11 protein-coding genes are annotated in these 12,243 nt (G+C 51.3%); 5 read left to right on the top strand and 6 right to left on the bottom strand.

Annotation, left to right across the window (positions count from 1 at the left end):
- Positions 1–161: 161 nt before the first annotated feature.
- Entirely contained in the window at positions 162–1,181 is a 1,020-nt protein-coding gene (locus ACO0LH_RS07865; protein ID WP_422940478.1) for an alpha/beta hydrolase, read from the bottom strand.
- Positions 1,182–1,401: 220 nt separating this feature from the next.
- Here ACO0LH_RS07865 and ACO0LH_RS07860 point away from each other — a divergent pair, with 220 nt between their 5' ends.
- Positions 1,402–2,406, top strand: a complete 1,005-nt coding sequence (locus ACO0LH_RS07860; protein WP_422940477.1) for an HDOD domain-containing protein — start codon at positions 1,402–1,404, stop codon at positions 2,404–2,406.
- 227 nt (positions 2,407–2,633) lie between these two features.
- On the opposite strand, the gene ACO0LH_RS07855 is transcribed toward ACO0LH_RS07860, so the two are convergent.
- Positions 2,634–2,945: a hypothetical protein gene (locus ACO0LH_RS07855; RefSeq protein ID WP_422940476.1), complete on the bottom strand. Its 312-nt coding sequence runs from the start codon at positions 2,943–2,945 to the stop codon at positions 2,634–2,636.
- Between the two features lie 921 nt (positions 2,946–3,866).
- Between ACO0LH_RS07855 and ACO0LH_RS07850 the strand changes: the two genes are divergently transcribed.
- On the top strand, positions 3,867–5,396 hold the full coding sequence (locus ACO0LH_RS07850) for a DUF4080 domain-containing protein (protein ID WP_422940475.1): 1,530 nt from the start codon (positions 3,867–3,869) through the stop codon (positions 5,394–5,396).
- 30 nt (positions 5,397–5,426) lie between these two features.
- Here the strand turns inward: ACO0LH_RS07850 and ACO0LH_RS07845 are convergent, their stop codons facing one another.
- From ACO0LH_RS07845 to ACO0LH_RS07830, 4 genes are all read right to left on the bottom strand, one after another.
- Entirely contained in the window at positions 5,427–6,278 is an 852-nt protein-coding gene (locus ACO0LH_RS07845; protein ID WP_422940474.1) for a substrate-binding periplasmic protein, read from the bottom strand.
- Positions 6,279–6,314: 36 nt separating this feature from the next.
- A complete protein-coding gene (locus ACO0LH_RS07840) occupies positions 6,315–6,629 on the bottom strand; it encodes a metal-sensitive transcriptional regulator (protein ID WP_422940473.1) in 315 nt (104 codons plus the stop codon).
- A 77-nt stretch (positions 6,630–6,706) separates the two neighbouring features.
- Positions 6,707–8,140 carry a sensor histidine kinase gene (locus ACO0LH_RS07835; protein ID WP_422940472.1) on the bottom strand — a complete coding sequence of 478 codons (1,434 nt, stop codon included), beginning with the start codon at positions 8,138–8,140 and terminating at the stop codon, positions 6,707–6,709.
- A complete protein-coding gene (locus ACO0LH_RS07830; protein WP_422940471.1) occupies positions 8,140–8,814 on the bottom strand; it encodes a response regulator in 675 nt (224 codons plus the stop codon). The genes ACO0LH_RS07835 and ACO0LH_RS07830 overlap by 1 nt, the downstream gene beginning before the upstream one ends.
- Before the next feature lie 239 nt (positions 8,815–9,053).
- Here ACO0LH_RS07830 and ACO0LH_RS07825 point away from each other — a divergent pair, with 239 nt between their 5' ends.
- From ACO0LH_RS07825 to ACO0LH_RS07815, 3 genes are all read left to right on the top strand, one after another.
- On the top strand, positions 9,054–9,878 hold the full coding sequence (locus tag ACO0LH_RS07825; RefSeq protein ID WP_422940470.1) for a substrate-binding periplasmic protein: 825 nt from the start codon (positions 9,054–9,056) through the stop codon (positions 9,876–9,878).
- Positions 9,879–10,094: 216 nt separating this feature from the next.
- Positions 10,095–11,051, top strand: coding sequence for a Bug family tripartite tricarboxylate transporter substrate binding protein (locus ACO0LH_RS07820; RefSeq protein ID WP_422940582.1), 957 nt, complete (start codon positions 10,095–10,097; stop codon positions 11,049–11,051).
- Between the two features lie 86 nt (positions 11,052–11,137).
- Complete coding sequence (locus tag ACO0LH_RS07815) at positions 11,138–12,220, top strand: ABC transporter substrate-binding protein (protein WP_422940581.1); 1,083 nt, start codon at positions 11,138–11,140, stop codon at positions 12,218–12,220.
- Positions 12,221–12,243: the final 23 nt, after the last annotated feature.

Genomic DNA, 12,243 nt, shown 5'->3' with positions numbered 1-12,243 from the left:
GGAGCCCAGCATATACAGGTATTAGGACATTTTAAGCCCTAATAACCAATAAAATTTAAACAATCAATCTGCATCCTGAATAACGACATGCGGATGGGCCAGGCCGGAGACCGTACCTCGCTCTTCATCTGGATTGGCCCAGAATATATCACCACGCTTAATCATGGATTGTCACGCGCGGTAGCAAGCGGTTTCAAGAAATTATCCACCGCCGCGGTATACGCATTATCCAGCCCCAGGTTTTTATTGATATCAGCGTGACTCATACTTTGTGGCAGTAACATGGCCTGCATGCCCAGAGATTTGGCTTTATCGACGAACACGCCGGCCTGTGCGCAGGGTTTGTCTGGCCTGATACTTGAGCATACCGCCAGAAAAGGCGCGGCGGCCTGCCGCAATTGCAGGGTTGGAGAACTGGCCTGCCAATAAGCAGGGTCAGCACCGAAAGCTTCATCATAAAAACGGTAATGCTTTTGTTCCATGATCTTGCTGATATCGTAAGCTGCACTGTCGAGCGCGATCGTCGCCAGCCAGGCAGATGCGCCGGCCTTGGCGGCAATAGCAGGGGAACTGGCAAGCAGGGCGACCAGATGCGCCCCGGCAGAATGACCCATGATGATAAAACGATTGCGCGAGCCACCCCATTCTGTCGCCTTGTTCTGCGCCGTCGCCAGGGCTTTGGCCACATCATCGGCTTGCTCCAGTGGTTTAATATCTGGCAACATGCGGTAATTGACGGAGATAAAAATATAACCCTGGGGCAGCCAGTGCCCAGCCTTGTTTTCCACGACGCCACGGGCGGACTTGTTGCCTATTTTCCAGGCCCCGCCATGCACCATGAAAATGATGGGCATGGTTTTCTGAATAGTCGCATTCGCAGGCAGATAAACATCCATGGTCTGGCGCTTGTCGCTGCCGTAGGCCACATCGTGCAAGACTTTGGTACCGGCGGGTAATCCTGCTGGTGTTGCGTCTGTTGTATCCGCATCACTCATTTCATTTTTTTCAGCCTGTTGTGCCGCGTTTTGTTCTTTTCTTTCCTGGCGGCGCTCCATGATTTTTTCCCGCAGGCTGGCCGCAGCGACAGGCATGGCCATGACCAGACTCAGGCAAAAACAACCGGTAATCACAGCCAGTTTGTGATTTGCCTTGTTGAAAGAATTCATGTGTGGAGACACCATGACTTACTCCTCGAATATTATAAGGATGCAAATTATTTAAATTTGGACTCTGTCAAAAACACCGTGCCTGATCTGCCATACCTTGACAGTTTATGCGAATATAGCAGGCATTACTGCCCATCAGACGGAGTGACATGCTTAGCTGCTTATGCGGTTTTATTGTAATCGAGACCTGTGTCTGTCATCGGGACAAACCGTCGATATCGCGTATGGGGGCAGAATGATTGCTTTCCTGCGACGATTCTTCGGGTTAGCAAAGATAGAAACTGCTGATGAGCCAATACTTGCCTCAGAAAATACGCCAGAAAATACGGCTGCCCCGGAGAAAACGGCGACGGCATGGCGGCCAGCGCTTGACGTGGATTCCCGCTTTTATCCCTGGCTGTTGGGCGAGAAAGGCAGTCTCATTGCAAATGTCACAGAAAAACCCCTGTTGGCGGCACTGGATCGCCTGTGCCGCTCAGAATTTGCCGGTTCCAATCTGATACCGCGCGTACCCAGCGTCTTGCCGCAATTATTGAAAAGCCTGCGTGACGAAAATGTATCGGGGGAAGAATTGGCCAGGCATATTTCCAGGGATGTGGCCCTGGTTGCGGAGCTGATCACTGAAGTCAACAGTTCTTACTACAGTCCCGTCGATAAGATCAGCAGTCTGGACAATGCCATCCGCCTGCTTGGCGTGAATGGCTTGCGCATGCTGGTGGCACGGACAGCTTTTCGTCCACTGATACAGTTGCAGTCGGGGCAGATTACCAAAGTGCTGGCACCAGTGATTTGGGAACAATCAGAAAAATGTGCGCTTGCCTGTCGTCTGCTGGCGCAGGAAAGACAACTGGATGCGTTTCATGGTTTTTTGGCCGGGCTGTTACAAAACGTCGGTTTGATAATCGCCTTTCGGACGGTAGATCAGAGCATGCCGAATCAGGCCATGTCTTTATCCACAGAATTTCGCCTGCGCTTTCTGCATATGGCACAAATACTTTCGTATCGTATCGCCCAGCAATGGGATTTCCCACCGCTGGTCACTGAGGCATTGAAGCAGCAGTTTGGCAGCAGCGATCCTTTGCAAGGTCTGGCGCTGGTTGTCAGGCAGGCTGGCGATCTCAGCAAATTGCGCATGCTGGTCAATGCCGGTGTCATTTCTGAGCAAGATGAAGAACTGGCATTTTCTCCAGGCGACCAGATACAAAATATCTTTCTCACGCTGAATCAGGTTTCGCAATAGAAAACCCAGATGCGGGATTTGAATCAATGCAAGTGGAGCCAATTCAGGCCGGGTCAATTCAAGCTGAATCAAAATAATACAAAGCCCATTTTCAAAACAAAAATTTCCGTTGAAACATCGAAAATTTTTGTTTTAAAAACGGGCTTTGAGCTTGGAAAAAAACTCGGTTCTTATACCAAATTTTGCGCTTGCTATTACATGGTTCCAGTTCTGGAAACGCATGATGATCAACCCTGAACGTGCTTGCGGGCGAGCTCCCTTTCAGCGACTTGCTGACGTTCAAACTGATCTTCTTTATCCATCGCCATTTTTTGTTCTGGGCTCAGTCTTTTGGCACTGACCAGCACGGTCTGCATGGCAGTTTGTGTTTCGTCATAAGCCAGTTTTTGTTCTGCATTCAAGCGTTTTGCAACGATGGTGACGCTAGGGATATCGCTGCCGTCTTCTGCTTTGACTTGTTGAAACGCAGAGCCGATTGCAAGCACGCCTGCGAACAAGGCAGTGGACAAAATCAGGCTGTTTTTAAATGTGTTTTTCATTTCGTTTTCCTCTTTGTGGTTGGTTGATGTGTGTACTTTAGAGTTTGTCTCGTCAAGCTGCGAGGCCTATGCGACGAAATGCAGGAATCGAAGATTGAAGTGCAGAAAAGGCATCACCAATTTGTTTTGACGCGTTAGAAATACGCAGAAATGGCGACGGAATACGAGCATCAAATGCAAGCACCGCGAGTACGGTCTTGCCGTGGCACAGGTCAGTCGCAGAAAATTTCCCTATGAAAATCCAGCTTGAAACGCCTGCCCCGGATTGGCAAGACATCTCAGGCGAAGTTTTTTTGGTGCATCTCTCTGGTAAGAGCCGGTGCAGTATTGCCCGAAGCCAGTGCAAAAAAAAAGGTTAATCATCACCACGGAAAATATTACACATCAATGACATTCACAAATCACATAACAGACATCTAAATATGTGATTGGATTGGCAATTTTCTTTATTTTATGATGTGTATGTTCTTCATTTATAAAGGAAATGCACCATGATTACCCTGATTGTTTTTGCTCAATTAACCGCTACTATTGTTATGTTGACAGCTGCATTCGCAGACTGATAGTTGTAAAAATAAGGCTTTGCATGCGACTGGATGCAAGCAATTGCTTTAGCAAAGTTGCACTGGTTCATAGAACCTCATATATGTCTAGTTGCACTACGGCGAGCAGCTATCGCCAACTGACTCAGCTCCCATGCCTGAGGCAATGATTTTGTCAGAGTGATGTTCAGCCCCTGCGCTGCGAACTACTCTGACAAAGCACAGCAAGCCATTGATAAGAATTGATAATAAGATGGCATTGGTATCTGACCTGTGCGTGATTCGCTGTATCTGCGCTGTGTCTGCGTGGTATCCGATTAGCGCGGATAGCACAGGCTGACAGCGTACAATAGCGCTATTTATACGGCTGTTGCATTCAATGACTATCCTGCTGACCACCCTCAATGCCCGCTATACCCACGCTTCGCTGGGCTTGCGCTATTTGCTCGCCAATATGGGGGATTTGCAGCCAGACACGAAGATACAGGAATTTGTCACTGGTGCCCGCAGTACCGATATCGTCGAAAAAATTCTCACACATCAGCAGGCTGGCGAGAAATTCATCGTCGGCTTTGGCGTCTATATCTGGAATGTCGTTGAGACCACGCAAATCGTCGCGGTATTGAAACGGGTTGCGCCAGAAGTCATCGTCATACTTGGCGGCCCCGAGGTATCGCATGAAACCAGCGAACAGGAAATTGTACGCCTGGCCGATTATGTGATTACTGGCTGGGGTGATGTCAGTTTCCCTGCGCTCTGTCAGCAAATCATTCACGGCCCAAAACCGCTGATGAAAGTACATGCTGGTGTACAGCCGCCGATGGCCGAGATCAAATTACCCTATCAGTTATACAGCGACCAGGATATTCGCCATCGCACGATGTATGTGGAAGCCTCCCGTGGCTGTCCTTTCAAGTGTGAGTTTTGCCTGTCTGCACTGGATAAAACGGCCTGGCCATTTGATATTGACCTGTTTTTGCAGGAAATGGAAGGGCTGTACCAGCGTGGCGCCCGGCTGTTTAAATTTGTCGACCGCACCTTCAATCTGAATATCAAAACCAGTTTGAAGATCATGCAGTTCTTTCTCGATAAACTCGAAGCCGCACCACATGACCCGGTGTTTGCCCACTTTGAAGTGGTGCCCGATCATTTGCCGGATGCCTTGAAAGAAGGCATACAGAAATTCCCTGAAGGCAGTCTGCAATTTGAAATCGGCATACAGAGTTTCAACCCCGAAGTGCAGGCACTGATCAGCCGCAAGCAGAATAATGACAAGGCTGCTGAAAACATACGCTGGCTGTGCCAGCATTCACATGCGCATTTGCATGTTGACCTGATCGCCGGTCTGCCTGGCGAAACCATGGAAAGTTTTGCCCAGGGTTTTAACCAGCTGGTCGGACTGGGCCCGCATGAAATCCAGTTCGGCATTTTGAAACGCCTGCGCGGCACACCCATCATCCGGCACACGGAAGCTTATGAGCTGGCATTTGATCCGCAACCGCCTTACACCATACTGGCCAACAAGCACATTGCTTTTGCAGACATGCAAAGGCTGATACGTTTTGCGCGTTACTGGGATCTGGTTGCCAATTCCGGGCGGTTCACACATACGCTGCCAGTGATACTGGGTGAATCAGCTTTTGAAAATTTCATGGACCTGTCGGACTGGATGTACAACAACACCGACGCAACCCACAGGATAGCCTTGGACAAGCTGGTGGCGCTGGTGACCACCTGGTTGCAAGATGTCCGTGGCATGGATACGGCCCTGGTGCAGGCCACCCTGTCGCTTGATTATGCCGGGCAAAACAGGCATAAGCAGGGCGGCAGCAAATCGACGACTGCGGCGGATGTCAGGGAAACAGTGCGTTCTACACCGCAAAGACAGGCGCGTCATATGGCGGCGTGAGGTCTGTACAAGAACTAACGCCAGACCTGCTTATTTTTCGGGAATGAGTATGCGGTTGATTTCACCGGATCTTTTACCGGCAATAATCGCCTGACTCAATTTTTTGATCCACACATCATATTGTGGAGAAACCGCGGCGAAATGCAGGTCATCAACCGACATGGGTTTTGTCAACACCTTGAAGCTGGTCTCAAGCGTTTTATCCATCGTCCGTTCTGCCGCGCTGCTGTCCTTGCGCAGTATCTGCAAAAGTAAATGCTCTACATCTTCTGCCTGTGAACGCCGGTCACCAAAGACCATCACATCCATACGTCTATTCAGTAATTTTTTCAGGCGTGCGCCATGTGAACCTGTGTCTTCTTCTACCTGGAACAGACTGTTACGATTGGCATCAAATTCATCACCATAACTGGTACCACGGACTATGCCTACCGTTTTCCCTTTTAAATCCTGCATGCTGTTGAAAGTAAACGTCGCGTCGCTGCGGGTTACCAGCCATACATAGTTGGCGTAAATGGGTTCGGAAAAATGAAAAATGGTGAGACGTTCACGTGTCCTGGACAAGCCAAAAACAATCCCCTCGCCGTTTCTGGCATTGACCAGTAGTCGCGTCCACGGATAACGTCGAATATCAAATTGCACATGCAATTCACGTTCGAAATAGGCGAGTAATTGGCGAATTTCATCGCGTATCGGCACGACTTCACCGTTATCGTTACGCAGCTCCCTGACCAGTAACACCAGCTTTTCTGTCTTGATTGCTTCTGCGGCAAAGCCCTGGTTTGTGATCAGCAAAGCCAGCGTCAAAAACAGGGCCGGCAATGCAGCCATCGCAGACCACCGGTGTCTGCGATGTTGACGATCAGATTTCGTCATGCGCATGGCTTTTCCTGAAGCAAATGTATGAGTCGCTGTCAATCAGGCGAATTTTTCCAGCAGGGATGCGAGCCGTCTGGTGCTCTCGATCGCTTCTTCCGTGCTGCTGGCTTTTTCTGCATGGGTAACAAGGGCACTGGTCAGCAGAGTCACAAAAGAACGGTCAAGCGCCTTGCGTGCCGCTGACATCTGCTGCGCCACGGCTTCGCAGTCCGCCGGTACTGCGGCCTTGGCAATGAGCTTCTGCACGCCGCGCAACTGCCCTTCCACCCTTGCCAGCCTGTGCAACAGGTCTTTCTTTTGCTGCTCGTTTAAAGCGGTACCTTGCACTATTTTCAGTGGGGGAGTATCTGCCATGATAGTGCTCCTTCGCAATGTTACTGTGCACGAAATTTGAAGTTTTTTTGATACTGTACTGAGTATCCTAACATCAATCAAGGCAGGCGCGGAAAACGGATGCTGACGCGCAAACCTCTTGCCTGCGCTGGGTCGTCATCAGGCACCTGGGCATCGTCAAGTGCAATATCGCCGCCATGCAGGCTGACGATGTCATACACGATGCACAGCCCCAGCCCGGTGCCGCCAGGATTCATGACACTACTGCCAGAGGCGCGGTAAAAGGGTTCAAAAACTTTTTCCCGCTCGGCTTCTGCAATGCCGGGGCCACTGTCTTCCATCTCTATCATTGCCTGACCATGTTGTTGAAATACACTGAGCAAAATGCGTCCATGCGCGGGGGTATAGCGAATGGCATTGTCGAGCAGATTGCTGAGCATTTCATGCAGCAGCAAGGCTTGGCCCATGACGGGTACTTCGTGGTCAGCTTCCAGCGCCAGGTCGATCTGCTTGCGTACGGCGGGCAAGGCTAATTCCAGACAAACCTGATGCGCCAGCTTATTCAGTGACAACGCTTCCATTTCAGCCGTTGCGGCACCATGGCCAGTACGCGCCAGTGTCAGCAGGCGATTGGCCAGATGCACGGTCGCATCGGTGGTAGTGGCGATGCTTTCAACAATGTGGCGCATGGCGACCGGGTCATTTTCACGCAAAGCCAGTTCGGCCTGCGTTTTCAATACCGTCAAGGGTGTGCGCAGTTGGTGCGAGGCATCGGCAATGAAGCGTTTCTGACCGTTGATCAGGGTCTGCAAGCGTGCCATATAGCCATTCATGGCACTGACCAGCGGGCGAATTTCCTTATGCACGACACTGGGGTCGAAATCCGACAGGTCAGTCGGTTCACGCGCCTCAACGTCGGCACGCAATTGCATGATGGGTGCCAGCACGAAACGCAAGGCCACCCACACCATCAGGGCAACGGCCAGCACCAGGGCAGCCTGGCGCAACAGGGTATCGATCAGGATCTTGCGCGACAGGCCGCGTCGCGCGTCCAGGGTTTCGCCGACTTCAATCAGCGCAATGCCACGCATCTGATCGTCATAGACGGGCTGATGCAGGGCAGCAATGCGTACCGGCTGCTCCTGGTAATCGGCCTGAAAAAAATGGACGAGGGCTGGATAAATTTCCGAGCGTGGTACATTTTTGGGCAAATCAGGCAAATCTTCATAGCCCGAGACAAATTCACCATTCACGCCGGTTACCTTGTAATACAAGCGTCCCAGCGTATCGGTTTCAAAACTGTCGAGGGCGACATAGGGCACATTTGCCACCACTTTGCCGTTGACGATTTCCACTCTTTCAGCCAGCGCGCGGGCGGAAGACAATAGTGAACGGTCATAGGCCAGGTCAGCCGCATCCAGGGCGTTCCTGTAGACCGAGAAAGCATTCAGTGCCACCAGCAGAACCAGCGGTATGAGCAACCAGCGTAAAAACTGGCCGCGCAGGCTGCCCAGGCGGTCAGTTGCTGCCATCAGCGCGCTTCCAGCAAATAACCGATACCGCGCAGTGTCACGATCCCCACTTTACCGGCGCTGACTGCATCCAGTTTTTTACGCAAACGGTGAATGTAGATCTCTATCGCATCAAGATTGGCATCATCATCAAGAGAAAACACCTGGTCAAACAGTTTGTCCTTGGAGATTGCCTGCCCGAGCCGGCTGATCAGGGTTTCCAGCACGGCATATTCACGCGGTGTCAGTGACAGGGCTTGCCCGTCGTAATGAAATTGGCGCGTGATGGTATCAAAACTGAGCGCGCCACAGGTCAGGGTCACCGCTTCATTTCCCTGGGCGCGACGCAACAGGGCTTTGACGCGCGCTTCCAGTTCTGCCAGTTCGAAAGGCTTGGGCAGGTAATCATCTGCGCCGGAATTCAGCCCATGGACACGGTCATTCAGGCCGCCACGTGCTGTCAGTATCAGCACCGGCGTCTTGCTGCCACGCGCGCGCATGCGTTTCAAGACTTCCAGCCCATCCATTTTTGGCAAACTCAGGTCCAGGATAATCAATGCATATTCCTGGGTATGCAAAAGGGCGTCTGCATCCGCACCGTTGGTCGCGGTTTCCACGGTCAGGTGGGCATCACGCAAGGCCTTTGACAACCAATGAGATAATTCGAGATGATCTTCAACCAATAAGATGCGCATAATTAATTGTTTTCTGAATGTCCAGACAGGCCTGACGCATTGTTCCAGCGCGCCACATAAGACATGCCATCAAATGATTGGCAAGCCCATAGACTTGCTTTGACGCATCCCCGGGCCTGATAACGGTACTGGAAGAATTTGAACGTTTGCGCCTGCTTCGCATTGGCAAACAATCCATGTCTCATGATTTTATAATTTCTGCTATTGTATCCCCGCCTGCCGGCGCTTACCCTAACAGTATGTCAACACTCATTAAATATTCCTTGTCACAAATCCTGTTCGCATTACTCACCATTTTCATGTCTGGCCTTTTGCAAGCGCGTGAAATCAAAGACCTGCCCTGTGGCAGTATCAATCTTGCCTATTATGAAGATGGCAATCTGTTTTATGGCCTCGGTAATGGCATGTATGCCGGCATCGATAAAGATGTCATTGAAGAACTGGGAAGGCGCAGTGGCTGCCAGTTTAAAACCAGTGTCGAATCGCGCATACGCATCTGGACCAGGCTCAGCGAAAACGTACTGGATATGTCTGTTTCAGGCATTGCCACGCCAGAAAGAGAGAAGTTTGCCCATTTTATTCCCTATTTTGCCACGCGCAATTATGCAATATTGCATAAAAAACTACCCGCGGCAGCAAAGACCATGGATGGTTTTCTGGCAGACCCATCTCTGAAAGTCGCCATTGTGAAAGGTTTTCGCCATGGCACGGCCTATGACGCCTGGCTGGATAAATTACGTGCACAAAACCGTGTCTACGAAGTTGCCGACTTCAATACCGTTACCCGCCTGTTCGCCGCGCACCGGGTCGCCGCCATGCTGGCCTTGCCAACGGGCTGGCTGCCACTGCAAAAACAAAAAGACATCTGGAACCAGATGCTGATCAGGGACTGGTCTCCCAATGACCGCACCGTGTTTTCACTGATCGTGTCGAAAGAAAGAGTGAGCAAGGCCGTTGTCGATCTGCTGGAAAAGCATGTACGCGAAATGCGTGAAGACGGCAGCATGGAACGCCTGTTTGCCCAAACAGTCGGTGCCGAACTGGCACACGAGATGCGTTATTAGGGTGTCAACGGTAGCTTAGCGGCGTGGTGACGACAGTTTTTCATGGATATATGTGATTCAGGCAACTCCACGCATTGCAGTCAGCCATATCGGCAATTTGTGAAAGCGTACTGAAAGATTCAGTCCGGTATGATCCATGTACTCTAAAACACATGGCATTTCATGCAAATCCGGCACATCCATTTGACATTGATACTGGCAAGCCTCCTTGTCAGCATGCCCACTGGTGCAGCGGCGGCTACTGCCGCCAGCGCCGCAGCAGGCCCGCTGGACAACAATGCGGGTGCGGGCAAAGCGGTTTGCCTGGTACCGGCCAAACCTGGTGGCGGCATGGACCTGACCTGCAAACTGGCGCAAGCCGCATCTGCCAGCCAGCAAATGCAGATCAGCTACCTGCCTGGCGGGGTCGGTGCCATCGCCTGGACCACGATCATTTCGCAAAGAAAAGCCGAAGCCAATACACTGGTTGCCTATTCCGGCGGTTCACTGCTGAACCTGGCCGAAGGCAAATTCGGTAAGTCCGAAGCCAGCAATGTACGCTGGGTCGCTGCCATAGGGACGGATTACGGCATGATCGCCGTAGGCGAGGACTCCCCCTACAAAAACCTGCGTGAACTGATGGATGCCATCAAGAACAAGCCCTCGCAAATCTCTATCGGTGCTGGTGGTACGGTGGGTAGCCAGGACTGGCTGAAAATGGCCCAGATTGGCAAACAAGTCGGCATTGATTCCAAAAGTATGCGCCTGGTGGCTTTTGAGGGTGGTGGTGAGTCATTTACGGCTCTGCTGGCTGACCATGTGCAAGCCGTTTCGGGTGATGCATCCGAGGCCAGTCTGCATGCACGCGACGGCAAGATCCGGGTGCTGGCCGTGCTGTCAGATGCCCGCCTGCCCGGCCCGCTATCGAATGTACCAACTGCACGCGAACAGGGTTTTGACGTGACCTGGCCGATTATCCGTGGTGTCTACATGGGGCCGCAAGTCAGCGACAGCGATTACCAGCGATGGGTAGATCATTTCCGGCAGGCGATGACCACACCGGCATTTGAAGAACAAAGAAAGGCACACGGTCTGTTTCCCTTTGCCATGACGGGGAAAGAACTGACTGACTACATCAACAAGGCGGTCAGCAATTACCGCCAGCAGGCAAAGGAATTTGGCATGGTGCGATAGCAGATTCAAGGTTCAGGATTCAAGCAGAAAACCAATAAAATAAGAGGAGAAGACACATGAAAACACAAAATTATTTCGTTAAAAGCATGGCCGCTCTGGCCGTTGGCAGCATCATGATAATGAATGCCCAGGCCCAAGCCCAGACCCCGGCTGGCTACCCGGCTGACTATGCCAAAATCGTCGATGGCGCAAAAAAAGAAGCCAAGCTGGTCATTTATAGCGCCACGGATACCAAGGCCGTTGAACCGCTGATCAAGGATTTTCGCAGCATGTATCCCGACGTACAGGTCGAATACAATGACATGAATTCCACCGAAGTGTATAACCGCTATATCTCGGAAATGGCGGCCGGTGGCAATAGTGCCGACCTGATGTGGTCATCCGCCATGGATTTGCAGACCAAGCTGGTCTCTGACGGTTATGGCCTGGTCTACGCCTCACCGGAAATCAGCGGCATACCGCAATGGGCCGTATGGAATAACGCAGCCTATGGCACCACCTTTGAACCTGCCGTGTTCGTGTATAACAAACGCCTGGTCAGCGCCGAGGAAGTGCCAAAGACGCATGCGGAATTTGCCAAACTGATCAATAGCAAGCTCGACAAATTCAAGAACAAGGTCACCACCTACGATATCGAAAAATCCGGCGTGGGCTTCATGTTCATCACGCAAGACAGCCGTGAAAACAAGGATTTCTGGGAACTGGCGAAGGCCTTCGGCAATGCCAGCATACGTGTGCAGTCTTCAACTGGCACCATGCTGGAGCGTATTTCTTCCGGCGAAAACCTTCTGGGTTATAACATCCTTGGTTCGTATGCACTGGTGCGTGCCGCCAAAGACCCTTCCATCGGCGTACAGATACCCAAAGACTACACGCTGGTCATGTCACGCGTGATGTTTATCAGCAAAGCGGCAAAACACCCGAATGCAGCCAAACTGTGGCTCGATTACACCTTGTCCAAACGTGGTCAGACCATGATCGCCAATGAAGCCAAACTGTATGCGATACGCGCCGATGTGAAAGGTGAAACCACCTATTCTGATCTGGCAAAACTCATCGGTATCGGTCTTAAACCCTTGCCTGTGAACCCCATGCTTTTGCAATATCTGGATCAAGGCAAACGTCTCGCTTTCCTGAAACAATGGAAAGAGGCAGCAGGCAAAAAATAAGTCTTCAGCCTGGGTGTACATGC

Source organism: Undibacterium sp. TJN19 (genome assembly GCF_049339485.1).
Taxonomy (GTDB): Bacteria; Pseudomonadota; Gammaproteobacteria; order Burkholderiales; family Burkholderiaceae_D; genus Undibacterium.
Note: the sequence above shows the minus strand (reverse complement) of the source record. Positions and strands in the feature narration are given on the sequence as shown.